Raw genomic sequence first — 23,721 nt, forward strand, 5'->3', positions numbered from 1 at the left:
CATTCCCCCACCACAGGCCCCGCGCATCCCCGTCACTCGAACGCACCACGGCGACACCGTCACCGACCACTACGAATGGATGCGCGACAAGACGTCTGAGGACGTCCTCGCGCACCTGCGCGCCGAGAACGCGTATGCCGAGGCGCGCATGCAGCACCTCGACCCGCTGCGGGAGCGCATCGTGGCCGAGATCCGCTCGCGCACGCAGGAGACCGACATGGGGATTCCCGTGCGCGAGGGCGACTGGTGGTACTACGGCCGCACCGTCGAGGGCAAGCAGTACAGCATCCAGTGTCGGGTGGCGGCGCGACCCATCGACCCGGCCGACCCCACCGACCCGGTCGCGTGGACTCCCCCGCCGCCGCTGAAGGACCCGGCCGAGCCGCGGGAGGGCGAGCAGGTCATCCTCGACGCGAACGTCGAGGCCGAGGGCCACGACTTCTTCTCGCTCGGCACGTTTGACATCTCGGACGACGGGCGCTTCCTGCTGTTCGGCGTCGACACCGAGGGCGACGAGCGGTACACGCTACGCATCCGCGACCTCGAGACCGGCGAACAGCTCGCCGACGAGATTCGTGGGACGTCGTCTGGCGCGTTCTTCGATCCGTCCGGTCGCTACGTCTTCTACTCAACCGTCGACGCCTCGTGGCGCCCCGACACCGTCTGGCGACACGAGGTGGGCACCGACCCGGCGGCCGACGTGCGGGTCTTCCACGAGCCCGACGACTCCTACTGGGTGGGGGCGGGGCGCACCCGTAGCGGGCGGTATCTCGTGATCGGCGCATCCTCGTCGGTGACGAGCGAGACCCGCGTGCTCGACGCGAGCGACCCGACCGGCGAGTTCGCGCTCATTTGGGCGCGCGAGCAGGGCGTCGAGTACGACGCCGAGCACGCTGTGCTCGCCGGCCGCGACTGGTGGCTCATCACCCACAACAAGAACGCGCCCGACTTCACGGTCGTCGCCGTGCCGGTCGAGAACCCGCACGCCGAGCCCGTCACGGTGATCGAGCACGAGGCCGGGCGGCGCGTCGAAGGCGTCGACGCGTTCGCGCGGTTCTTGGTGTTCGACTACCGCACGGGAGGCCTACCGAAGACCGCGGTGGCGCGGCTCGATGGCGGGCAGGCGCTGGCCGAGCTCACGTGGGACGAGCTCGTGCCGCCCACCGCATCCGGTCGAGGCGGGCTGCTGTCGATCGGCGCACGCGGCAACCCCGAGTGGCAGCAGCCGACGCTGCGCATTGGCTACACGAGCTTCATCGAGCCGGCGACCGTCGCCTCCTACGACGTGGCGGCGGGCTTCTACACGGTGCTGAAGCGCCAGCCCGTGCTCGGCGGCTACGCCTCGGGGGACTACGCCGAGAAGCGCGACTGGGCGATCGCCGACGACGGCACGCGTATCCCGATCTCGCTCGTCTGGAAGCGCGGGCTCGTGCCGGCGCTCGACGGCGGCGAAGCATCGAACGGCCCCCTTGCGGGTGGCGCACGCCCCGAGCCCAGCCCGCTCGAGCTGTACGGCTACGGCTCGTACGAGGCGAGCATGGACCCGGGCTTCTCGATCCCCCGCCTGTCGCTGCTCGACCGCGGCGTCGTCTTCGCGATCGCGCACGTGCGCGGCGGCGGCGAACTCGGCCGCGACTGGTACGAGAAGGGCAAGTTCGGCCACAAGAAGAACACGTTCACCGACTTCATTGCCTGCGCGCGCCACCTGATCGACACCGGCGTCACCGCCCCCGAGCGGCTCGTCGCCGAGGGCGGCAGCGCCGGCGGTCTGCTCATGGGCGCCGTCGCGAACATGGCGCCCGAACTGTTCGCCGGCATTCTCGCGGACGTGCCGTTCGTCGATCCGCTGACGAGCATCCTCGATCCGTCGCTGCCGTTGACGGTGATCGAGTGGGACGAGTGGGGTAACCCGCTCCACGACGCCGAGGCGTACCAGTACATCAAGAGCTACGCGCCGTACGAGAACGTGCGCGAGCAGGCGTACCCGCGCATCCTCGCCGTCACGTCGCTCAACGACACGCGCGTGCTGTACGTCGAGCCGGCCAAGTGGGTGGCGCGCCTGCGCGAGGTCGGCGCCGACGCGATGCTGCGCTGCGAGATGGAGGCCGGGCACGGCGGCGTATCGGGCCGCTACTCCGCGTGGAACCAGCGCGCCATCGAGCTGGCGTGGCTGCTCGACGTGCTGGGACTGGCGGACGCTCCGGCTGACGCTGACGCTACGGTCGCCGGCTCGTCGGGTGCGGGTGACGCTGCGGCTGACACACCGGGTGCGGCTGACGCGACGCCCTGACGGCGGCAGCGCCCGCGGCGAGTAGCGCCGCGGCGACGAGACCCAGGATGCTCGCGGCGGCCGGGTCCGCGCCCGTCGCGGCGGCCGGGTCCGCGCCCGTCGCGGCGAGCTCGGGCGAGACGTCAGCAACGAGCTCGGTGGGCGGCGCGTCATCGGTCGCGGCCGCCGCCAGTACCGTAATCGGGATGCTCGTGTCGCCGACGGTCAGCACGCGCTCGCCCGCGGGAACTGACGCCGGCATCGTCAGTTGGGCTTCGAAGGCGCCGTCGCCGTCGGTCGTCACCGTGCCGACCAGGACGGCGTCGGAGGTGAGGATCACCGGATACTCCCGCTCCGGGTCAAAGCCCGCACCGAGCAGCGTGAACGCGTCGCCTGCACGCACCGTCGGAGCTGACAGTCGAAGCTCCGGGTCGTCCGCGTCGACGACGTCGGGCTGGGGAACCGTGTAGCTGATGGTGGCGAATCCGTCGCCGACGTTGTCGCGCAGCTCGAGCTCTTCGGCACCGGGCGCGAGGTAGCCGGAACCGCCGCCGCCGCCACCCGGATAACGGATTCGTGACGCCAGATCTCCCTGGTCAAAGATCTGGACATCCACCGACGCGCCGTGCCCGCCAGCGAAATAGCCCGATCCGCCGCCGGTGAACATGTCACCCACCGGGCCCGATGCAGGGGAGATGACCCCGCCCGTGACCGACATCGGAGCCGGGGCCGGCTGAACGGCTGGCGTGAGCACCGCGACGGCGGGGTCGTTGTCGTCCTCACGCGTGACGCCCATTTCGGGCTGGCTCTAGCCGGCGGCATCCGCCGTAGCGCCCACGCCATTGACCATGATCTCGCTGAGCGGACTGTTGTCGGCTCCGTCGAGTCCGGCAGATGTGCCGGACTGACGCGAAAACCCACCGGCGCCACCCGTGGCGCACACGTAGTCGATCAGCTCACAGTTGCCGCCAGCCCAGCCCGCTCCGCCGCCGCCCGCGGCAGCCAGCACTGCGCTGGTCGTCGCGAGCGCCGTCGCCCCGCCACCGGCGTTCGCGGAGCCGCGAGCGCCCACGGAAATGAACAGTGGTGAGCCCTCGTCGACGGGCACCCGCGCAATGAGGTGCCCTCCCACGCCACCGACCGCCCCGTCGGCGTCGCCCACGGTGATGCGGCCGCCCGAGCCCGCCGCGAGCTCCACCGTGATCTCGCTGACGCCATCGGGCACGACCCACTCGTACTGCTCGGCGCGGTACGGGAAGTCGACCGTGACCGTCTCGCCGGGGTTCGCGAACGCGTCGAACCCGCCGTCGGAGGCAGCGGCGCCCGGCGTTGTGAGCAGCGCAATTGGCGCAAGTAGGGTGAACGCGCCCGCCACCGCAACCACTCGGCGACGGCGAGGCACCCGTGACATGCGTTCGACCCTAGGCGCGATATGCGACGGATTTCCACTATTGCGTATCCCTCGACTATCGAGAAGGACCGTTCTACGCCGTCAACACGGCGAAAAACCTCCGTGCGTGCCACGGATCGCGACGTGCCCGCCGACGGCGATGCTCAGGCGAGCGCGGCGAGCTCCTCGGCGGTGAGCGTCAGGTCGAACGACTCCACGAGTGCGGTCAGCTGCTCGGTCGACCGCGCGCTCGCGATCGGGGCGCCCACGGTGGGCTGCTGGCGCAACCAGGCGAGGGCGACGGCGGTCATGGACGCTCTGCGAGCATCCGCCACACCGCGCAGCGCCTCGAGCGTCGCCACCGCGCGGTCGTCGTCGAGCAGCTTCGTCGCGTTGACCGCGCGCGGCGAGTCGATCGGCTCGCCGCTGGCGCGGTACTTGCCGGTGAGGAAACCGCCCTGCAGCGCGCCGAACGGCAACTCGACGAGCCCCAGCGCCGCGATGGTCGGCTTCAGGTCGGTCTCGTAGTCACGGCGCACCAGGTTGTACAGGTCTTGCGCGACCGTGAAGCCCGGAATGCCGTGCGCGGTCGCGACGTCGACGGCGCTGCGCAGCCGCTCCGCGCTGAAGTTCGACGCACCCAGCTGGCGCACGCGACCCTCGGCGACGAACTCGGCCATTGCCGTGACGACCTCGTCCTGCGGGACCTCGGGGTCGTCGCGGTGCGCGTAGTAGAGGTCGACGTAGTCGGTCTGCAGCCGCTCGAGTGACTCGGCGAGCGCGGCGCGCAGGTTCACCGGCGACAGCCCGCGGCGGTCGCTCTTCTGGCACACCTTCGTGGCAATGCTGACGTTCTCGCGCATGCCGGGGCGCGCCGCGAGCCACTCGCCGATCACCGACTCCGACTCGCCGCCGGTGTGGCCGTCGGCCCACTCGGAGTACACGTCGGCCGTGTCGATCGCCCGGCCACCGGCCTCGACGAAGGCGTCGAGCACGGCGAAGCTGGCGTCGCGGTCGGCTGTCCACCCGAAGACGTTGCCGCCGAGCACGAGCGGGCCGAAGTCGGTAGTGGGCTGGGTGTTCGCAGAGTCCGTCACGTGTCCACACCGTACGAGCTCTCACTGAGAACCGGATGCACGCAGAGAGCCGGATGCACGCAGCGCGTCACGAGCGCCGCGCCACTCCCCATTCCTGCCGCACCACCCGATCGCCCGCCCCGAAATGCAGGGTTGCGCGCACGAACTCGCCGCGGAGGGCGCGCGGCAGCCACAGCGCCGCGTCGGCCCACATGCGGTCGACCGGCAACGCGTCGAGCGGGTGCCACACAGGCTCGAGCTCATCGCTCGCCCGCACCTCGCCGCGAAACCGGTCGGTCGTGAACGCGTGCGAGAACTGCGACCAGCGCGGCTCGTCGACGAACGGGTAGGCGATCTCGCCGATCGGCTGGAGGTCCGTGGGGTCGATTGTGAGCCCCACCTCTTCGGCGACTTCGCGCACGGCCGCGTCGCGCGGGCTCTCGCCCGGCTCGAGCTTTCCGCCCGGACCGACGAGCCGGTCGACCCCGAGGCCCGTGAGTTTGCGGCCGAGCAGCACCTCGCGCCGGCGCGTGCCGGCGATGCCGACCGTGCGGGTCACGTAGACCACCGCCACGTCGAACATCGCCATGCCGGAAGCCTAGGTCGCGGAGAGCGACGACACCGGTCGCGCTGCGCGGCACGCGCGAATCTGTGCGCGTGCACACACGAAGCTTGCTAGCCTCCCCCTCGTGACAGCGACGTCCGCGCCCGAGAGCGCCACAGCATCCCGCCGCCTGCTCGTTCTGCGCCGTAGCGCCGGAATCCTCTCGCTCGCCGCGAGCGCGACCGTATTCGCTGCGCTCGTGACGCAGATCACCGACCAAATCTCGGTCGGGCGGTTCGAGCCGACCGAGTACTTCGCGTTCTTCACGATTCAGGCGGCGATGATCAACATTGTGGTGTTGGCCGCCGGCGGCATCATGGCGCTGCGCGCCGAGCGCGACACGCAGCTGTACACGGCGATCCGCGCATCCGTGTTCTCGTACGCGATCGTGACCGGGGTCGTCTACAACCTGCTCTTGCGCGACGTGCCAAACGACGACGGCTACGTCGGCCCGTGGTGGCCGAATGAGGCGCTGCACGTGTGGATTCCTGTCTACATCGCCGTCGATTGGATGCTCGCCACCGGTCGCGCCCGCATCGCCTGGTCGGCCATGTGGCTGGCCGTGTCCTACCCGCTCATCTGGGTCGGCGTGACCATGCTGCGCGGGGCGGCCGACGGCTGGTACCCCTACCCCTTCCTCGAGCCGTTCGGCCCGAACGGCGTTCCGGGGGTGGTCGCCCACGTTGTCGCCATCGCGGCGTTCATCATCGGGCTCACCGCGATCGCCGTGACGATCAACCACCGTCAGACGCGAGCGTCGAGCAACTCCCCTGCCCGCTGAATCAGTGCCCGAGCCTCTGAGAGGCGCGCGTCTGGGGCCCCTTGGTTCCCCCGATGCGCGTCAAGATCGAAGGCAATGAGGTCACCGCGATGCCACGTCGCAAAGTGTTCCACGAATCGCCCATCTTCCGACTCGGTCACTCCCTCGAGGAGCAGCAGCGGCGACCCGGTGTGTACGTTCAGCAGGCCGGCGAGAGCATGGTCCGCAGCCACCGCACGAACGGTGCGCCGCCCGCCGTCAATGCGCAGCCCGAATCGCTCGCTGAGAACCGCGTGCAGGGATGCATCGCGAAGGTCGCTCACGCTCAGTTCACCACCGAGCTCAACCGGCAACCACGTGCGAATGAACGCCGTCGGCATGCCGTCGAGTGAGCGTAAACGCTCGAGCCGCACTGCCTCCCGCCCGCCCAGTTCGGGAATCGGGCGAGGCGCAACCTCCGTGGTCATCGACAAGATGTCGGTCCGCAGTTCGAGACCGGCATCGCGCATCTGGGCATACAGGCCCGAGGCGTCATTGACGATGCGGTGCCGCTGCCGCTCCGGGGCGACGACCGAGCCGCGGCCCCGTCCCCGCACAACGAGCCCCTCGGCGACGAGCGTCGCCATCGCTTGACGGGCGACAGACCGCGAAACGCCGAATTTTTCCTGCAGATGCGCCTCGGTGGGCAGCACCTCGCCGGGGAGGAGATCACGGTCACGAATCTGATCACGGATGACTCGCGCCAATTGCGCGTGCAGCGGCTCCCGCGACTGGGTATCGAGATGCCCTGGAATCGGGCGCGGGGTGGCGGCCTCGGTCATGACGCCAGCCTACGCACGGGAATCCGTGCTGCCACTCACGCCTGCAGCGCGTCGGCGCTCGCCTGGGCGGCATGCCACACGTGATCCCAGCCGGGTGCAAGTTCAGCGGCACGTTCCAGCGCGAGCACAAGCGAGCCTTCCCGAGCGATACCCCGACCAGCGATGTCAAACGCCGTCCCGTGGTCTACGGAGACCCGGACAACGGGAAGACCCACAGTGATGTTGACCCCGTCGTCGCCGTAAACGGCCTTGAATGGCGCGTGCCCCTGATCGTGGTAGCAGGCGACGACGAAGTTCCACTTCCCCCGCACGGCCTGCGGAATGAGAGCGTCCGCTGCAATGGGGCCGTGCGCCGGAATTCCGGCCGCCACGGCCCGCTCAACCGCGGGGCGCAAGATCTCATCGTCCTGGTGGCCGAAGAGCCCGTTTTCACCCGCATGAGGGTTCAGTCCGGCGACGCCGATTGGCTCTGCCCCCCGTCCGATGGCGCTCGCATACGCGTGCACGAGACGCAGCACGCCGTCGACGCGCGCCGGAGTGATTCCCTCGATCGCGTCACTGAGCGACACGTGGGTCGTCAAGTGGAAGATCGACAGGGCGCCAGCCGAGAGGACGAGCGAATAGTTCTTCACGCCAAATTCGTGAGCCAGCAGTTCGGTGTGGCCGGGGAACGCATGCCCGCCGAGGTGCATGGCGGCCTTGTTGAGCGGGGGCGTCACGATTGCGTCGACCGATCCCTCCTTCGCCAGTCGACACGCTTCAACGACGAAACGGTAGGCACCATCGCCGGCCGCTGCCGACAGTTCGCCGACGGGCACGTCGGACAGGTCAGGACCCGTCTGCAACACCTCGATGGTGGTGGGATCGTTGGTCGCCTCATCCGGGTGCGAGATCGTGACGACGGCTGAGGGGTCGAGCCCCACGGCCGCGACGCCGCGGCGCACCGCACCGGAGTCACCGACGACGATCGGTGACAGCCGGCCGCGAAGCTCCGGGTGCTCGAGCAGCGCCCTGGCGATGATCTCGGGGCCGATTCCTGCGGCGTCACCGAGGGTGACGGCGAGACGGGGGGTCGAACGACTCACGGGGTGTCCTCCTTTACGGATCGGGTTACATCGGGCGCAGCCACCGCGCCGGTGTGTTCGAGAATGCGCAGCAGAGTTTCGGAATCTCCGAACCCGCCGGCTTTCGTCCACACGGCAAGTCCATCGTGGGGTCCGCCCACGATCGTCATCATCGGCGCCCCTTCGACCGCCGCGTCGCGAACCGCGAGCGCGCGGGCCCCCAGGCGACGGAGGACCGCACGAGCGCCGTCGCCACCGACGAGCCCGATGACGGCCGGATGCTCGCGTTCGATGATCGACACAGTCACGGCAGCCAAAACATCGGCGACCGCCGCAGCCGCGTCACCGTTGCCCTCGGAGACTCGGCTTTGTGGCGTACGGATGAGCGTGACGGGGCGCTCGGCCGGCACTGTCGAGCCAGCCGCCGATACGGCGCTAGCGTCGGCCAGCGTCGGCTCGACCACCTGGACCACATCCGGACGAGAGTCCCGCAACGTGTCGGCCTGGGCGTGCGACACGGGGTTGAGAGACGACAGGAGGATGACGCTCCGTCCGCGGGGCCGTGGCACGTCTGAACTCTCGCGCGAGCCGGGAAGGTGACGCGCGAGCGATTCCGCGAACCCGGCCGACCCAACGACGATGAACCGCTCCCCCAGCTGCGCGAGGCGTAGCGCGTACTGATCGAGTTCCGCTTGGCCGCGTGCGTCGAGGATCAGAATCGCTCCGGGCGCGGCCGCCGGGATGTCATCGATCGTCGCCACTTTCGAGTTCGGGATGCGCGCCACGAGCGAACTCTCGGTGACCGGTGTCACCGGGTCTGTACCGATGGCGGTGCGGTGCACGGGAGAGCCTCCCACCAATACCTGACCAGCTTCGACGGTGCGAGCCATCGCGGGGTAGGCGGGGCACACGACGGCGACAGCATCGGCGTGCCGGCGTGTCCACGCAGCGAGCGCACCCTCGACCTGAGCGGCGATGCTGCCCCGCGCCGTGGAGTCGATCTTGAGGTACAGCCGGGTGGGATTCAGATGCTCGATGGCGGCTTCGGTCGCGCGAGCAGCCGGAATGTCCGCGAGTGGCCGCGCATCAGAACTGATGGCGACTATCTGGCCAGACAGCTCCGCGTCCTCACGGAGCGCAATGCGAGCATCCCAGCCTCGCATGCCAAATTGGACTGCCGTGTCGTTAGCGCCCGTCAGGTCGTCGGCGACGATCCCGATGTCGATTGACGGGGTCATGTCAGTTGCCCTTTCCATGGGTGCTACGGGGACGTGCGGGACATGCGCCACCCGAAGACGCACGTCCCGCACGGGTATGGTGCCCCGTATGAGCGCGACGACCTAGAGGCGTGGCCCGTCCGCTTCCGTGGCCTGTTCGGACTCGTCGGCAGTTGCCATATCGCGCGCCTCAGCGACAACCTCATCATCGGGGGAATTCAGTGCACCGTGGCGCTTCAAAACGAACGCGGCAATCAGCGGAGCCAGGATCGCCGTGATCAGAACCGACGCGGCGACCTGCGCGGTTGCCACCTCGACGTACGGGGCGAACGTCGAGTCGATCTGGCCGACGATCGCGGGCGTCGCGATGGCGTTACCCGCCGTCGTTCCTGCGGCGAAGCCGAGTCCGCTCTTGATGCCGCGGCGCAGAATGTATTTGTAGCCGAGGTAGACGAGGAACCCAGTGAACGGGGCGACGATAAGGCCCACGACAATGCCCTGTGCACCACCAGTGACGACGTTGCCGAGGTTGATGCCTGTTCCGAGCGCGAAGGCGAAGAACGGAATCACGATGTTCGGAACCGGAACGAGAATGCTCTTCCACTTTGGGTCGAGGTTTCCAACGATCATGCCGAGGACGAACGGGATCACTGCCGCGAGGAGGGCGAGCGCCGGAATTGCGGCGAGACCCGACACACCGAGGAACAGCAGAGAAAGGAACGGACCATCGTTGACGGCGGAGGCCATGTAGGCGCCTCGGTCGCGGCTGTCACCGTACTTACCGGTGAACGCAAGCCACAGCCCGCCGTTGCTGTTATCGATGGCGACGAGGAGCGCGAGAATCGAGACGCCGAGGATACCGTCGAGGCCCACGATGAGTCCGAGACCGATCACGAGCGCCGCGGGGATGAGCGACTTCGTGAGCAGGATGACGCCGGTATGCGCGAGAACGGGGCCGGTATTGCGGACCGAAACCTGGGTGCCCGTGGCGAAGATCAAGAGGGCGATCAGTGGTAGTGCGCTGTTCTGGAACAGAGCCGTCGTGAAGCTTCCGATCTCCAGAGCCGGCTGGAAGAAGGTGCCGAAGATTGAGCCGAGGATGAGCGGGATGAGCATAAGTCCGCCCGGGACTCGGTTCATACCGTCAAACAACGGCACGCGAACGCGGGATTCAGCTGCCATGGTGAATCCGTCTCCTTTGGGTAATCCGGGGTACGCCAGTCGGACCCCTGTGTCCGTACATTGAGTACTACCTTTACAGGCAGTGCATAGGCGTGTCAAGTGGCCCGGGGAGCGTGCTAGAAAAGGGATACATGAGCGCGCCCGAGCATCTCGCCCTGATCACGCACCGGCCCGACGGGGTCGCGGTCGGGTTTCTCGAGGCCGACGTGTCGCGGCCCCAGCTGAGCGTGCTCGACTCGGCGCCCGTTCGCGGCGACGGCATCTTCGAGACCTTCAGCGTCGCGAACGGGCGGCCGCAGTCGCTCGAACGGCACCTGGAACGCTTCGCCGCGTCGGCGCGAGCCCTCGACCTGCCCGAGCCGACGCTCGCCGTGTGGCGTGACGCGATCTTCGCGATCGCCGCGCATTTCGCCGACGTCGAGGAGGCCTGGCTGAAAATCGTGCTGACCCGCGGTGTGGAGGCTGGCCCCGCCGCAACCGGCTCGGCGCCCGAGGGCACGGCGCCCACCGGGTGGGTCTATGCGGCTCCCGCCCCCGACTTCAGCCGCGCACGCATCGAGGGCATCAGCGTCGCCGTGCTCGATCGGGGCCTGCGCAGCGACGTGGCGTCGACGAGCCCCTGGCTGCTCGCAGGAGCGAAGACCCTCTCCTATGCGGTGAATCGGGCCGCCCAGCGCGAGGCGGCGCGGCGCGGCGCCGACGACGTGGTGTTCGTCTCCAGCGATGGGCTGCTGCTCGAGGGGCCCACCTCGACCCTCATCGTGCGGCGGGGGTCGCAGCTCGTCACTCCCCCGGCGTCGCTCGGCATTCTCGCGGGAACGACCCAGGCCGACCTGTTCGAGGCCGCGCACCTGTGGGGCCTGTCGACCGCGATCGAGGTGCTGCGCGCATCCGACCTGATGTCGGCCGACGCGGCATGGCTCGTGTCGAGTGTGCGGCATGCGGCGCCCACTCGCGCGGTCGATGGTGAGCCGCTCCCGGTCGATGCTGAGTTGAGCCACCGAATGAACGAATTCTTGAGGGCTCGTCGCGCGTAGCTTCCGGCCCGGGGATAGGGTCGAACGCATGAACAGCACGATGGAGTGTCTCACCGACTGGATGACACGCCAGCGCTGGTACGCCGGCAAGGGCCGACTGCCGAACCTGGTAGAGGTGACCCGCGAAGAGTGGTCGTCAGACGATCCCGACGCGCGCGTTCTCGTGCTCATCGTGCGCGACCTGGCGAACAATCCGCCGTCGCTCTACCACGTGCCGATCGTGCTGCGGCAGACGGTGCCGAAGGGCGCGGGCCCGGCTCTCATCGGCAAGAACAACGACGGCGATTACCTCTTCGACGGGGCTCACGACCCGGCCTACACGAGCGCGCTGCTGCGCCGGATGCACGTGCACCGGCAGGATCGCACCTCACGCGTGCACGGTGGCGAGCAGTCGAACACGTCGATCATCTTCGACCGGGGAGGCGAGGCACCGGTCGTGGCGAAGGTGTTCCGACTGGTGCACGCGGGCGAGAACCCCGATGTGACGCTGCCGTCGGCGCTGACGGCGCGCGGCTACCGCCAGGTGCCGCGGATGCTCGGCTCGGTGACCGGCTACTGGGATGACCCGCACGAGCCGAGCCGCTTGTTCTCGGGTCACCTCGCGTTCGCGCAGGAGTTTGTGCGCGACGTGGTCGACGGGTGGGAGTTGGCGCTTGAGCGCGCCGCCGCCGGGGATGCGTTCGTCGACGAGGCGACTGAGCTCGGCCGCGTGACGGCGCGCATCCACGCGGGTCTCGCCGAGGCGATGCCCGTGCGCCCCGCGACGCTGGGCGACATCGTGGGGTTCGTCGCTGGCTGGCATCAGCGCCTCGCGGTGGCGAGCTCGGACGTGCCGGCGTTGCGCGAGCTGCGACCCGCGATCGAGGCGGTGTACGACGCGGCCCAGGATGCACCGTGGCCCGACCTGCAGCGTGTGCACGGCGACTACCACCTGGGGCAGGTGCTGCGTCGCGCGAGCGGCGAGTGGGTGGTCGTCGACTTCGAGGGCGAGCCGCTGCGCCCGCTCGATGAGCGCACCCGGGTCGACTCGCCGCTGCGCGATGTCGCCGGCATGCTGCGGTCGTTCGACTACGTGACCGGGGCGCGGTTGAACACCGCTCCCGACGCGGATGCACGGGCGCGCGTCGACGCCGCCTGGTCGCGCGGCACCCGCCACGCCTTCCTCGACGGCTACATCGCCGAGTCGGGCGTGGATCTGCGCGCGCACCGCGCCTTGCTTGACGCCTTCGAGCTCGACAAGGCCGTGTACGAGGCCATGTACGAGGCGCGTAACCGCCCCACCTGGTTGCCGATCCCGATGGATGCGGTGCGCTACCTGGTCTCGGAAGCGCGCGCCAGCGCCCGCTGAGCGGCGCTCACGCTACACGGGGCGCGCTGCCCGAGTCATCCGACGTGCCCGAATCGTCCGGGGGAGGTTCCGGCAAATCCGGCCCGAAAGTACTCCCCCCTCCCCCGCGACTACTCCGGTGTAGGACTTCCTACACTCGAGGAGCGCCCCGCAATCGAGCCTGCTGGCCCCGAAATGTAGGAAGCCCTACACCAGCGGGGCGCGCGGTGCGAGCGACTCGAGACCAAACTGTAGGAAGTCCTACAGCGGAGTAGTCGCTGGCAGAGTGGGATGACATCTGAGAGACAGCGGTGATCGTGGCGGAAAACCGGTCTCGGTCATGCTCGTTGCGACCGGATGCGGCTCCTCCACGTGACGCCCGTAGCGCGCGCCATCCCGAAAACCAGACTGACGCGCGGCGGCCGAGACCGCCTGCACACACCATGGGATCCATGTGGAGCCCCCGCAGCATCGCCCGCCTCCTCGCAGACCTCGGCGGCATCGCCTCAGCCCGCGAGCTCTACCCGTACGGTCTCGACGCTCAAAACCTTCGGATCGCGCACGACTACGACTCCCTACGGCGCATCCGGCGCGGGTGGTACGCGCACCCCGAGATTGCCTCGCCCATCGTGCACGCGTGGGCGTGGAGCGGGCTTCTCACCTGTCGGTCCGCACGCGAATTTGGTGACGTCCCTCTGAGTGGTGGAGTTTCTCAACACCGTGCGGGATCAGCTTTTGGTGATTATGCCGCGTTCAGTTCCGGGATCGCCACCTCCTGTTCTGTTGCGTTGAGGAGTTTCATGGAGTGTTCGCTGAAGTAGCGGCGGTCGGCGCCGTCCCATTCGTCGTGTTGCTCGATCAACACGTGCCCGGCCAGGCGCAGTAGCGCGGCAGGGTTCGGGAAGGTGCCCACGACATCGGTGCGGCGTTTGATCTCTTTGTTGACCCGCTCCAGTGGGTTGGTGGACCAGATCTGTCGCCAGTGCGCGGTCGGGAACCCGGTGAAGGCGAGCAGGTCCTCGCGCGCGGTCTCGAGCATGTCGGCGATCTTGGGGTGGGAGCGGGTGAGCATGCGCGTGACTTCGTCGAACTGGGTGTTCACGTGCTCGGCGTCGGGTTGGGCGAAGATCGTGCGGATAATCGAGGCAACCATGGGGCCTGCAGTCTTGGGCACGTTCGCCAACACGTTGCGCATGAAGTGGACCCGGCATCGCTGCCAGGACGAGCCGTGGAACACGGTCTCGATCGCGGCAATCAAACCCGTGTGGGCGTCGGAGATGACCAGCTTCACCCCGGCAAGCCCACGAGCCTTCAACGAACGCAGGAACGTGGTCCAGAACGGTTGCGATTCGGTGTCTCCCACCTCGAAACCGAGCACTTCCCTGCGCCCGTCGGCGGCGATGCCGACCGCGACGACGACGGCTTGGGAGACCACCCGCCGGCCGACGCGGGCTTTGCAATAGGTCGCGTCGAGAAACACGTATGGGTAGGCCTGGTCGGCCAGTGGCCGGTCTCGGAACGCGGCGACGTCCTCGTCCAGGTTCGAACAGATCCGCGACACCTCGCTCTTGGAGATGCCGGTGTCAGCGCCGAGCGCTTTCACTAGATCGTCGACCTTGCGGGTCGAGACGCCGTGAACGTAGGCCTCCATCACGACCGCGAACAAGGCCTGATCGACTCGGCGGCGCCGCTCCAGCAGCGACGGGAAGAACGACCCCTGCCGCAGCTTCGGAACCCGCAACTCCAACTCGCCCGCAGTGGTCGCAAGGGTGCGCGGGCGGGTGCCGTTGCGTTGCGTGACACGATCCGGAGTGCGTTCGAACGGGGCGGCACCGATGAACGCAGCCGCTTCGGCATCGATCAGCTCCTGATAGAGCGTCTCGGTCGCAACCCGGATTCGGTCGGTGACATCGGTGAGTTTAAGTTCCCCGAGCAACTCGAGGAGGGCAGACTGGTCAAGAGCCATCGTGCGTATGTGTCCTTTCGTGAGATTCCTAGACAGTTCTCCCTGACCATCGCACGATGGCTCACCACGTCAACGACGCGACACTCGAGCCCGAGAATTACACCACCCCAGGGGACGTCACCGCGAATTTGGCACCGACCCCTACCGGCAGGATGCACACCTCACGCTCCCCCTGCACATCTGTGTCCGCGCAAACTCGCCGATCGCGAGCCGGCCGCTCAGCGCCCGCAGCACCGTACCGGTCGTCATTCACTGGGAAACACTTCCGGAGCACGACGACGAACCCGACCGCCGCAGCCCGCGAAGACTCATCCCCACAGCCACAACAATCGCCCGTCACGAATCAACCTGCGATCGCGAGCGCGCGCCCACCTACTGCCGACCGGTCAGCCGCGTGCGACATCCGCCGTCAGCGGGGTGGTTGCCAGAAACCGGCTGGCTCGCCTGACAAACAGGCCCCTACTTTCCGCCGAGCGCGTCGGTCAGCAGCGAGATGAGCGCCTGCAACTGCACCGTGCCCTCGGCCGCGACCTCCTCGTCCGACCCGTCGAGCGCGCGCGCGGCGAGGCCCGCCTTCGCGTCGATGAGGTCGGCGATGCGCGCGTCGATCGTCTGCGCGGCCAGGATGCGCCACGCCGTGACCGGCATCTCCTGACCGATGCGGTGCACGCGGTCGATGGCCTGCGTCTGCTCGGCCGACGTCCACGACAACTCCGCCAACACCACGTTTGACGCGGCCTGCAGGTTCAGGCCGACACCGGCGGCAGTCAGCGAACAGACGATGACCGACACGTCCTCGTCGTTCGTGAACGCATCGATCGCCTCCTGGCGCGCCTTCGACGACTGGTCGCCGCGCACGCTCACCGAGCGCAAGCCCGCCTGCGCGAAATGCTGCTCCGCCGCATCCATCACGTCGATGTGCTTCGCGAAGAACACGACCTTGCCGACGTTACGGGCCAACTGCGCCGTGTAGTCCGCGGCGAGCACCGCCTTCGCGGTCCCGATCTGGCGCACCATCGTGAACACGTTGTCGCCCGTCGACGACTGGCGCGACTCCTCCAGCTCGGCGGCCGCAACGAGGCGCACCAGCTCGTGGTCGGTCTCCACCGGCGGCACCTCCCGCGCCTCAGCAGCGCGACGGTACCGCGTGAGCAGCCGCGCGACGAGCGCACGCTCGCTGGCGCGAATCGACCGCCCGATCTCGTCATCCAACTCGACCGGAATGTCGGCGATGCGGCGCGCCGGAATGTCGGACGCAACATCCACCTTCTTGCGTCGCACGATGCCCATGTCGATGACGGCCTTGCGCGCCTCGCTGAAGAACCCGGGGTCGGCGGGGGTGAGCCCCGTCTCCTCCAGCTTCTCCATCAACTCGCCGAGCGGCTTCTTGTCGTCGATCCAGCCGAGGAACTTCCAGATCATCCGGAAGTCCTCGATCTGGTTGATCAGGGGCGTACCCGTCAGCGCCATCATCAGCGCCTTCGGGTGCAACATGCGGATGCTCGCGGCCAGCGACTGCACGTGCCGCGAACGCTGAGACGTCGCGTTCTTGATGAAGTGCGCCTCGTCCACGACCATGCCCTTGAAGCCGAAACGGCCGAGCCAACCCACGTGCCGATCGAGGATCTCGTAGTTGACGATGATGACGTCGGCGAACGCGTCCAGGTCGTCCCCGTCGCCGTGCACGACGGTCGCCGAGCGCTGCGGGATCCAGCGCTCCACCTCGCGCGCCCAGTTCGTCTTCACGACGTTCGGCACGACGACCAGCAGCGGAAAGGCCTTCGCCACGTTCGCCGCCATGAGCGCCTGCGCCGTCTTGCCGAGACCCGGCTCGTCGGCGAGCAGGAAGGTGCGGTGGCCGGCCCTGACCGACTCGACGAGACGCGCCTGGTGGCGCATGAGGGGAAGGCCGCCGGGGGTTGCAAGCGAGTCGGCCTCGGGCAGCTCCATCGTGGCGGCCTGCCCACCGGCGCCGTACTCGAACGACCGGAACAGCGGCTCGATGAGCTCCCAGTTGGCGAGCCGCGTCGAGGCCGGCTTGCGCGGCGGGGTCAGAGCTGACAGGTCGGGGGCGAGGAAGGGGTTTGCCAGCTGCGCCTGCTTGACGCTCGGCGGCGTCACCTGCTTGGCCACCTCGGGGGCGACCTCGATCGCCTCGGTGACGATGATGAGCTCGTCGGGCTCGAGCTCGGCGCCCGAGGCGAGCAGCATGTCGCGGCGCAGCGCCTTCGCGGCGTCCGAGACCTTCGCTTCCGGGGCGAGCAGGGCGATGAGCGAGGTGTCGCGGGCGGCGGTTTTCGCCATGATGCCCGCGAGGCCGTCGAGGCGCTTCAAGACCTCGGCGCGCTCTGACTCGGGAACCTCAGCGTCATCTTTCACGCGTGCACGTTCCTCACGCACGAGCAAGGCCGCCACCTGGAACTTGGTGCGGTTCGACGGGCTCACCTTGCCGCGGCCTGCGGCGTTCTCGACCTCGCGAACGGCGCGGGCGAGGATCGGGATGATGCCCTCTTCGTCGAGGGGTCGACGGCGTCGCCGCGCCTGAGTGCCGCGGGCGTTGTTTTTGGTGCGCTGGCCGGTCTGGGCCATGACCCTCCTCGGGTGCAAACGTGTGACGTCTCGCGGTTCTGGTGCGCGGCCCGCGAGGGTGAAGCGTCGGCCCCGCGGTGGTCACAAAGGCCGGGAGCATCTCGTGCCCTGACCCGGTCGAGAACGCCCGGTGAGCCGAAATGCCGCGTCCAGTCTACTGCACCGGCGCCCACACATGACGAATCATGCCGCGCAGGGAGGCGAAGAGGGGCGTGCGTGTTGCACGATAATCCTGTGCAGCATCCGCCCCTTCCCCCGGTCGCCGTCTTGGACGGCGGACTCGGAAGTCACCTCGAGGCGATCGGCCACGACCTGAGCGGCGACCTCTGGAGCGCCCGCCTGCTTCACGACCATCCGGATGCGATTCGGGATGCTCATCACGACTACTTCGCGTCCGGCGCCGACATCGCGATTTCCGCCTCGTATCAGCTCTCCTTCGAGGGCGCGCGTCGTCGCGGGCTGTCCGATGACGACGCGACCGAGCTGATGCGTGCCAGTGTGACCATCGCCGCCGAGGCCCGCGACGAACACCGGCCCGAGGGGCTGGTGGCGGCCTCCGTTGGCCCTTACGGCGCGGCGCGAGCCGACGGATCCGAGTACCGCGGCGACTACGACCTCGACCGCGCCGGACTGCGCGCGTGGCACGCGCGGCGTCTCACCGTGCTGGCCGAGAGCGGCGCGGACCTGCTCGCCATCGAAACCATTCCGAGCCGTACCGAGTCGAGGGCGCTGCTCGAGCTGCTGCGCGGGACGGGCGTCGCGGCGTGGTTGTCGTTCACGGTGGCCGATGGGCGGCTGCGCACGGGCGAGAGCCTCACGGACGCGTTTGCGGACGCCGACGCGGTCGACGAGATCGTCGCGGTCGGCATCAACTGCTCCCACCCCGCCGAGGTGTCGGGCGCAATCCGCGCCGCGCGCTCCGTGACCGACAAGCCGATCGTCGTCTACCCGAACAGCGGCGAGCACTGGAATCGGGCACAGCGACGCTGGGAGGGCGAGCCTGGCTTTGCTCCGGCGCAGGTGTCGCGGTGGCTGGAGGAGGGAGCGAGTATCGTCGGCGGATGCTGCCGGGTCGGCCCCGCCGAGATCGCGGGTATCGCCGACGTCGTCCGCAGGCACGCCCCCGCTACGTGAGGAAGCGAGCGAGGAAGGCGCGTGTGCGATCCTCCCGGGGCTCGCGCAGCAGCTGAGCGGCCGGCCCCTCCTCGACGATGACGCCGCCGTCGAGGAAGACGACGCGGTCGGCCACGTCGCGGGCGAACGCCATCTCGTGCGTCGCCATCACGATCGTCGTGCCCTCGTTCTTCAGCTCACGCACGAGGTCGAGCACCTCGACGACCAGTTCGGGGTCGAGCGCCGAGGTGATCTCGTCGAGCAGCAGCAGTTCGGGGTTCGTCGCGATCGCCCGCACGATGGCGACGCGCTGCTGCTGACCGCCGGAGAGCCGGTCGGGATACTCGCGCGCCTTGCCCGCCAACCCGACGCGATCGAGCAGCTCGAGCGCGGTCGCCTCGGCCGTTGCGCGCGGGATGCGCAGCACGCGACGGCTCGCGAGCGTGACGTTGTCGATGACCCGGATGTGCGGGAACAGGTTGAACTGCTGGAACACCGTTCCGATGCGGGCGCGCACCCGGTCGGCGTGCACCCGCGGGTCGGAGATGTCGGTGTCGCGCAACCAGATCTGACCGTCGTCGATTCGCTCGAGCAGGTTGACGCACCGCAGCAGGGTCGACTTTCCCGATCCGCTGGCACCGATGAGCGCGACGACGTCGTGTTCGGCCACGGTCAGGTCGACCCCGCCGAGCACCTCGGTGTCGCCGAATCTTTTGCGCACGCCGTCGAGCCGGAGGACAGGCGGGGTCATACGACGCTCCCCATCTGTTCGCGCGCCCGAAGCCGCGCCGTGTACCAGTCGGTGAGGCGAATCATCGGCAGGGCAAGGAGCACGAACAGCAGGCCCGCGACGACGTAGGGGGTGAAGTTGAAGTTCGCCGCCGTCTCGATCTGCGCGGCACGCACGGCGTCGACCACCCCGAGCACCGAGATGAGCCCGACATCTTTCTGCATGGCCACGAAGTCGTTCATGAGGGCCGGGGTGACTTTCCGCACCGCCTGGGGTAGTACCACGATGCGCATCGACTGCCCGTGGTTCAGGCCCAGGGAACGCGCAGCCAGCCGCTGTGAGGGGTGTACGGCCTCGATTCCGGCGCGGAACACCTCGCTCACGTACGCCGAATACGTCAGGATGAGTGCGATCGTGCCCCAGAACTGCGCGCTGTTGCGGGGGAACAGTTCGAGCCCGGGGAGCCCGAAGCCGACGAGGAACAGCACGATGATCAGCGGCAGGCCGCGGAACAGGTCGGTGTAGGCGGCGGCGAGCGCGCGCAGCGGGAACCAGATCGGCCCCCGGAGCGTGCGAATCGTCGCGATCAGCACACTCAGCACGAGCACGCCGATCACCGCGAAGAACAGCACCTGCACGTTGATCCACAGACCCGCGATCACGCGCGGCCAGGCGGCGATCGCGGTCTCCAGGTCGAAGAAGCTGCGCTGCACCCGGTTCCAGCCCGGCGTGTTGATGATCGTGATCCACACGATCACCGCGAAGACGATCGTGGAGACGAAGGAGATCAGGACCGAGCGCGCATTCTGCTTCCGTCGATACGCACGCCGACCGAGTTCGACGTCGCTGACGGTTTCGCGGGACGCTGGCACTACTGCAGGATAGGCGCGCCCGCGTCGGCGCCGAGCCACTCGTCGGCGATGTCCGCCAGGCGACCGCTGTCGCGCAGGCGGTCAACCGCGGCCGAGACCGCCTCCGTCAGCGGGCTGTCCTTCGCGAGCACGAGGCCCCACTCGTCGCTGATGCCGGCGTCTGCTGGCAGCTGGCCGAGCAGCACGCCGCCCTCGAGCACGACGGCGCTGAGGAAGAACGCGGTCGGAAGGTCGACCACGATTGCATCTACCGTGCCGTTCTGCAGCGCCAGCACCGCATCGTCGTTCGTGTTGAACGCCTGGGCGCCCGCAGTCGGAGCGATCTGCTGCTCAATCGCCGTGAAGCTCGTCGTTCCGGTCGCAGCGCCAATCAGGAAGCCCTCCAGGTCGGCAAGGCTCGCCGCGCCGGCAGCGGGCGACGACTCGACGGTGATCACCGCTTGCGGCGTTGCGTAGTACGGGGTCGAGAAGTCGACGTTCTCGGCCCGCTCCGCGGTGATCGTGTACTGCTGCAGGTTGAAGTCGAAGGTCTTCGGGCCCGGCTGAATCGCCGACTCGAAGCTCGTGCGCACCCACACCACGTCCTCGGGCGCGAATCCGAGCTCCTCGGCCACGGCGTACGCGACCGCCGCTTCGAACCCTTCACCCGTGGTGGGGTCGTCGTCGATCACGTACGGGAAGTAGGCGGGCTCACCGGTGGCGATCGTCAGCACGCCCTCCGTGACGTAGCCGCTCGCATCATCAGCGGGCGCATCGGCGGCGCAGCCAGCGAGAACGAGCGCGAATGCCGCGAGAGCGGCGAGCGGGGTAAGACGACGGATGCGCGTGGTCACGAGGGCCTCCAGGTACGGTGAGAGTGCGGGTGACAGTCATTGTGAACCGAGGCCACGTTCTGACGCGCGATCCGGGTCGAATTGTTACGCGCATCACCCGTGAGACGACCTCGCGCGGCGCGACTACACGCCGCCGCCGCCTCCACCGCCTCCTCCGCCGCCCGAGGACCCGCCGCCGCCGGAGCCGCCCGGGGAGCTCGTGCCCGACTAGCTCGACGACAGGGTGGAGCTGACCGAGCCGACGCCGGCGGCAAAGGCGCCGACGGTGAACGGGCGCGCGCCGCGGTCGTTCGGGTCGATCGGTTCGCGCAGCGCACCCTGCGGCGACTGCAGCACGCGCATCCGATCGGCCTCGGCGAGGCGGATGTACTGGTCGAGACCCGTGAGGTGATCGTTCACCTCGGCCCCGGCTGCGCTGAGTGGCTGCCGCGACAGCAACCCGGCGGTGACGATCGCGCCGAGCGGAGCGGCCACGCCGACCAGCATCGCCGTGACGAGACCCAGCAGTGCGACGATGGGGCGCATGACCTCGACGCTATCGCCTGACACGCGGCACGACGAGAGGGCGATCGCGCGGTTGCGAGAGTTGGTGCGCATCCCGACGATCTCCCGGCCGCCCTACGGGCCGGGGCCGCGCCGCGACCCGGAGCCGTTCGAGCGTTTCATCGACACCCTCCCGACGCTCTACCCGCTCGTGCATGAGCACCTGACCCGCGAGCGCGTCGGCGACGCGGCGCTGCTGTACCGCTGGCCGGGAGCTGATCCCACCGGTGCGTCATCGCCCACGGTCCTGATGGCGCACTACGACGTGGTGCCCGCGACCGACGAGGGTTGGCAACACCCGCCGTTCGTCGCCGTCATCACCGACTCCGGTCCCGACGGCGACGAGGCGGTGCTGTGGGGCCGCGGCACGATCGATGACAAGGGATGCGCCGCCGCCATTCTCGAGGCCATCGAGCGTCTGCTCGCGGCCGGCTTCCGCCCCCGGCACGACGTTCTCGTCAGCCTCGGCGACGACGAGGAGGTTAGCGGGCGCGGTGCCCGTGCCATCGTGGAGGTTCTGCGCGAGCGCGGAGTGCGGCCATCGCTCGTGCTCGACGAGGGAGGGGCGATCGTGTCCGGCGCCTTTCCCGGTGTCGACGAGCCGTACGCGGTGGTCGGCGTGACCGAGAAGGGCATCACCACCCTGCGCCTCACCGTCGAGCAGCAGGGCGGGCACGCCGCGAGCCCGCCGCCGCTGGCGGCAACCGAGCGGCTCGCGCGCGCCATCCTGCGGTTGAACGCCCGACCCGCCCACGCGCGGCTCGATGCGACGACCCGACTCATGATTCGTACGCTCGGCGAACGCGCGAAGCCGGCCCTCCGCTTCGTGTTCCGGCGGGTGGACCTGTTCGCGCCGCTGCTGCTGCGCGTCTTTCTGCGCACGAGTCCCGAGACCCGCGCGCTCGTGCGAACGACCCGCGCGGTCACCGAGCTGCGGGCCGGCCACGCCGCCAACGCGTTGGCCGAACGCGCCGAAGCCACGATCAACATGCGCATCGCGCCCGGAACCTCCGTCGCCGAGGCCGTCTCCGAGGCGGAAACCGCCATAGACGACGAACGCGTCACGGTCGAGGTGCTCGAACCGAGCGAACCCTCCCCCGTGTCACCCGCATCCGGGGAGGGCTGGGAGGCGATCGTGCAGGCGGTGCACGACGTGCATCCCGGGCTGGTGGTCTCGCCCTACGTCATGATGCAGGCGAGCGACAGCCGCTGGTTCACCGCGATCAGCGATCACGTCTACCGATTCGCGCCGTTCCGCATGACGGCAGACGAGCGCGCGTGCCTCCACGCGAAGAACGAGCGTATTCGGGTGGCGGCGTTCCTGGAGGGCGTGCGTGTCTACGAGGCGCTACTGCGCCAACGCTGAAGCGAGATGCGCCCTACGAACCGAGCCAGTCGGCCCAGTGGTTCATGCCGCGCGGGTCATCGGTCACGATGACATCCACGCCTGCCTGTCGTGCCTTCTGCCAGAGCGTCGGGGTGTTCAGCGTGTAGACGATCACGGTCACGCCGGCCTGCTGAAGTTGCGCCACCATTCGCGGCGACAGGTCGATCGAGCGCATACTCGTCACGACCACGGAGGCGTCGTAGGCCGTCACGAGGCCGAGCGGCGACGCCGGAAGCACGCGCATCGTGAGGGCCCGTTGCAGGTGCGGAGCAGCCCGCTGCAAGGCGATCATGGTGCGCGCCTCGAAGCTCGAGACGACGGTGCGATCACCGATCCCCAGTTCGTCGATCACCGCGATGACCGGGGCGACGTCTTCTTCGCGCCACGTGCCCTTGAACTCGACGAGCGCCGTCGTCGGCACGTCGATGAAGGGTTCGAGCGCCTCCCGTGCCGTCGGCACCGGGGTGCCGCGCCATGCAGGACCGAACCACGATCCCGCGTCCAGCTGTCGGATGCCGTCGAGCGTGAACTCGCTGATCGGTCCCGCTCCGTCCGTCGTGCGATCAACCATGTCGTCGTGCATCAGCACGGCGTGGCCGTCGCTCGTAAGCTGCAGGTCGAACTCCACAATGTCGGCGCCACCGTTGATGCCCGCGACGATCGCCGGCACGGTGTTCTCGGGAGCTGCGACCGGATCACCGCGGTGCGCGGCGGTCAGCGGAACCCCGTCATTCATCGCCTGCGCATACGCCGGAATGGCGGCGTATGCCGTCGCGGCCGTGTAATCCACCGAGAACACACCCACGAGGGCGACAGTCACCGCGACCGTCGTCGACACGCGACGGAACGAGTAGCGGTGACCGCGACAAAAACGGCGGGGCTGGGTCTCGGAATGCGTCACGAAACCTCCCAATCGTCGGGTCACCGCGTCGGTGCGGTGC

General features: G+C 68.8%; 21 protein-coding genes. 6 read left to right on the plus strand and 15 right to left on the minus strand.

Going from position 1 to position 23,721, the window contains the following annotated elements; all coding sequences use genetic code 11:
• Nucleotide 1: 1 nt before the first annotated feature.
• A complete protein-coding gene (locus tag CPY97_RS08665) occupies nt 2-2,290 on the plus strand; it encodes a S9 family peptidase (RefSeq protein WP_096423528.1) in 2,289 nt (762 codons plus the stop codon).
• On the opposite strand, the gene CPY97_RS08670 is transcribed toward CPY97_RS08665, so the two are convergent.
• From CPY97_RS08670 to CPY97_RS08685, 4 genes are all read right to left on the minus strand, one after another.
• On the minus strand, nt 2,217-3,065 hold the full coding sequence (locus CPY97_RS08670; RefSeq protein ID WP_096421940.1) for a hypothetical protein: 849 nt from the start codon (nt 3,063-3,065) through the stop codon (nt 2,217-2,219). The genes CPY97_RS08665 and CPY97_RS08670 overlap by 74 nt on opposite strands.
• 12 nt (nt 3,066-3,077) lie before the next feature.
• Entirely contained in the window at nt 3,078-3,680 is a 603-nt protein-coding gene (locus tag CPY97_RS08675) for a hypothetical protein (RefSeq protein WP_150129241.1), read from the minus strand.
• 143 nt (nt 3,681-3,823) lie between these two features.
• A complete protein-coding gene (locus CPY97_RS08680) occupies nt 3,824-4,756 on the minus strand; it encodes an aldo/keto reductase (protein ID WP_096421944.1) in 933 nt (310 codons plus the stop codon).
• Nucleotides 4,757-4,823: 67 nt separating this feature from the next.
• Nucleotides 4,824-5,324 carry an 8-oxo-dGTP diphosphatase gene (locus tag CPY97_RS08685; RefSeq protein WP_096421946.1) on the minus strand — a complete coding sequence of 167 codons (501 nt, stop codon included), beginning with the start codon at nt 5,322-5,324 and terminating at the stop codon, nt 4,824-4,826.
• 100 nt (nt 5,325-5,424) lie between these two features.
• On the opposite strand from CPY97_RS08685, the gene CPY97_RS08690 reads away from it, so the two are divergent.
• Nucleotides 5,425-6,120 (plus strand): Pr6Pr family membrane protein, encoded by a 696-nt coding sequence (locus CPY97_RS08690; protein WP_096421948.1) that lies wholly within the window; start codon nt 5,425-5,427, stop codon nt 6,118-6,120.
• Here the strand turns inward: CPY97_RS08690 and CPY97_RS08695 are convergent.
• The 4 genes from CPY97_RS08695 to CPY97_RS08710 all read right to left on the minus strand — a co-directional run bounded on the left by CPY97_RS08695 (nt 6,084) and on the right by CPY97_RS08710 (nt 10,383).
• On the minus strand, nt 6,084-6,920 hold the full coding sequence (locus CPY97_RS08695; protein ID WP_096421950.1) for a GntR family transcriptional regulator: 837 nt from the start codon (nt 6,918-6,920) through the stop codon (nt 6,084-6,086). The genes CPY97_RS08690 and CPY97_RS08695 overlap by 37 nt on opposite strands.
• A gap of 35 nt (nt 6,921-6,955) precedes the next feature.
• Entirely contained in the window at nt 6,956-8,005 is a 1,050-nt protein-coding gene (pdxA, locus tag CPY97_RS08700) for a 4-hydroxythreonine-4-phosphate dehydrogenase PdxA (protein ID WP_096421952.1), read from the minus strand.
• Nucleotides 8,002-9,222, minus strand: coding sequence for a four-carbon acid sugar kinase family protein (locus tag CPY97_RS08705; RefSeq protein ID WP_161494105.1), 1,221 nt, complete (start codon nt 9,220-9,222; stop codon nt 8,002-8,004). The genes pdxA and CPY97_RS08705 overlap by 4 nt, the downstream gene beginning before the upstream one ends.
• 102 nt (nt 9,223-9,324) lie before the next feature.
• Nucleotides 9,325-10,383 (minus strand): 2-keto-3-deoxygluconate permease, encoded by a 1,059-nt coding sequence (locus tag CPY97_RS08710; RefSeq protein ID WP_096421956.1) that lies wholly within the window; start codon nt 10,381-10,383, stop codon nt 9,325-9,327.
• A 131-nt stretch (nt 10,384-10,514) separates the two neighbouring features.
• On the opposite strand from CPY97_RS08710, the gene CPY97_RS08715 reads away from it, so the two are divergent.
• Both CPY97_RS08715 and CPY97_RS08720 read left to right on the plus strand, forming a co-directional pair.
• Complete coding sequence (locus tag CPY97_RS08715; RefSeq protein WP_096421958.1) at nt 10,515-11,420, plus strand: aminotransferase class IV; 906 nt, start codon at nt 10,515-10,517, stop codon at nt 11,418-11,420.
• 28 nt (nt 11,421-11,448) lie between these two features.
• Nucleotides 11,449-12,768 (plus strand): maltokinase N-terminal cap-like domain-containing protein, encoded by a 1,320-nt coding sequence (locus CPY97_RS08720; protein WP_096421960.1) that lies wholly within the window; start codon nt 11,449-11,451, stop codon nt 12,766-12,768.
• Between the two features lie 721 nt (nt 12,769-13,489).
• On the opposite strand, the gene CPY97_RS08725 is transcribed toward CPY97_RS08720, so the two are convergent.
• On the minus strand, nt 13,490-14,713 hold the full coding sequence (locus CPY97_RS08725) for an IS256 family transposase (protein WP_096420758.1): 1,224 nt from the start codon (nt 14,711-14,713) through the stop codon (nt 13,490-13,492).
• A 459-nt stretch (nt 14,714-15,172) separates the two neighbouring features.
• Nucleotides 15,173-17,302, minus strand: a complete 2,130-nt coding sequence (locus tag CPY97_RS08730; protein WP_096421962.1) for a DEAD/DEAH box helicase — start codon at nt 17,300-17,302, stop codon at nt 15,173-15,175.
• A gap of 234 nt (nt 17,303-17,536) precedes the next feature.
• Between CPY97_RS08730 and mmuM the strand changes: the two genes are divergently transcribed.
• On the plus strand, nt 17,537-18,436 hold the full coding sequence (mmuM, locus tag CPY97_RS08735) for a homocysteine S-methyltransferase (RefSeq protein WP_096421964.1): 900 nt from the start codon (nt 17,537-17,539) through the stop codon (nt 18,434-18,436).
• Here the strand turns inward: mmuM and CPY97_RS08740 are convergent.
• The 4 genes from CPY97_RS08740 to CPY97_RS08755 form a co-directional block, all read right to left on the minus strand.
• A complete protein-coding gene (locus tag CPY97_RS08740) occupies nt 18,429-19,166 on the minus strand; it encodes an amino acid ABC transporter ATP-binding protein (protein WP_096421966.1) in 738 nt (245 codons plus the stop codon). The genes mmuM and CPY97_RS08740 overlap by 8 nt on opposite strands.
• Nucleotides 19,163-20,017, minus strand: a complete 855-nt coding sequence (locus tag CPY97_RS08745; RefSeq protein ID WP_096421968.1) for an amino acid ABC transporter permease — start codon at nt 20,015-20,017, stop codon at nt 19,163-19,165. The genes CPY97_RS08740 and CPY97_RS08745 overlap by 4 nt, the downstream gene beginning before the upstream one ends.
• Nucleotides 20,017-20,850, minus strand: coding sequence for a transporter substrate-binding domain-containing protein (locus CPY97_RS08750; RefSeq protein ID WP_096421970.1), 834 nt, complete (start codon nt 20,848-20,850; stop codon nt 20,017-20,019). Before CPY97_RS08750 ends, CPY97_RS08745 begins: the two co-directional genes overlap by 1 nt.
• 207 nt (nt 20,851-21,057) lie before the next feature.
• Complete coding sequence (locus CPY97_RS08755) at nt 21,058-21,375, minus strand: hypothetical protein (RefSeq protein WP_096421972.1); 318 nt, start codon at nt 21,373-21,375, stop codon at nt 21,058-21,060.
• Here CPY97_RS08755 and CPY97_RS08760 point away from each other — a divergent pair.
• Nucleotides 21,374-22,759 (plus strand): M20/M25/M40 family metallo-hydrolase, encoded by a 1,386-nt coding sequence (locus CPY97_RS08760; protein ID WP_096421974.1) that lies wholly within the window; start codon nt 21,374-21,376, stop codon nt 22,757-22,759. The two genes, CPY97_RS08755 and CPY97_RS08760, sit on opposite strands and share 2 nt — an antisense overlap.
• 13 nt (nt 22,760-22,772) lie before the next feature.
• On the opposite strand, the gene CPY97_RS08765 is transcribed toward CPY97_RS08760, so the two are convergent.
• The gene (locus tag CPY97_RS08765) at nt 22,773-23,681 is read right to left on the minus strand and encodes a glycerophosphodiester phosphodiesterase (protein ID WP_150129242.1); all 909 of its coding nucleotides are present in this window, start codon (nt 23,679-23,681) and stop codon (nt 22,773-22,775) included.
• Between the last annotated feature and the right edge of the window lie 40 nt (nt 23,682-23,721).

It is taken from the genome of Microcella alkaliphila (assembly GCF_002355395.1).
Lineage (GTDB): Bacteria > Actinomycetota > Actinomycetes > Actinomycetales > Microbacteriaceae > Microcella > Microcella alkaliphila_A.

Bases quoted from the DNA above. Each gene is read 5' to 3' on its own strand.
- CPY97_RS08675 (WP_150129241.1), bottom strand. From the start codon at position 3,680: ATGTCACGGGTGCCTCGCCGTCGCCGAGTGGTTGCGGTGGCGGGCGCG.
- CPY97_RS08705 (WP_161494105.1), bottom strand. From the start codon at position 9,222: ATGACCCCGTCAATCGACATCGGGATCGTCGCCGACGACCTGACGGGC.
- CPY97_RS08755 (WP_096421972.1), bottom strand. From the start codon at position 21,375: ATGCGCCCCATCGTCGCACTGCTGGGTCTCGTCACGGCGATGCTGGTC.
- CPY97_RS08695 (WP_096421950.1), bottom strand. From the start codon at position 6,920: ATGACCGAGGCCGCCACCCCGCGCCCGATTCCAGGGCATCTCGATACC.
- CPY97_RS08725 (WP_096420758.1), bottom strand. From the start codon at position 14,713: ATGGCTCTTGACCAGTCTGCCCTCCTCGAGTTGCTCGGGGAACTTAAA.
- CPY97_RS08760 (WP_096421974.1), top strand. From the start codon at position 21,374: ATGACCTCGACGCTATCGCCTGACACGCGGCACGACGAGAGGGCGATC.
- CPY97_RS08740 (WP_096421966.1), bottom strand. From the start codon at position 19,166: ATGACCCCGCCTGTCCTCCGGCTCGACGGCGTGCGCAAAAGATTCGGC.
- CPY97_RS08715 (WP_096421958.1), top strand. From the start codon at position 10,515: ATGAGCGCGCCCGAGCATCTCGCCCTGATCACGCACCGGCCCGACGGG.
- CPY97_RS08720 (WP_096421960.1), top strand. From the start codon at position 11,449: ATGAACAGCACGATGGAGTGTCTCACCGACTGGATGACACGCCAGCGC.
- CPY97_RS08685 (WP_096421946.1), bottom strand. From the start codon at position 5,324: ATGGCGATGTTCGACGTGGCGGTGGTCTACGTGACCCGCACGGTCGGC.
- CPY97_RS08670 (WP_096421940.1), bottom strand. From the start codon at position 3,065: ATGGGCGTCACGCGTGAGGACGACAACGACCCCGCCGTCGCGGTGCTC.
- CPY97_RS08730 (WP_096421962.1), bottom strand. From the start codon at position 17,302: ATGGCCCAGACCGGCCAGCGCACCAAAAACAACGCCCGCGGCACTCAG.
- CPY97_RS08710 (WP_096421956.1), bottom strand. From the start codon at position 10,383: ATGGCAGCTGAATCCCGCGTTCGCGTGCCGTTGTTTGACGGTATGAAC.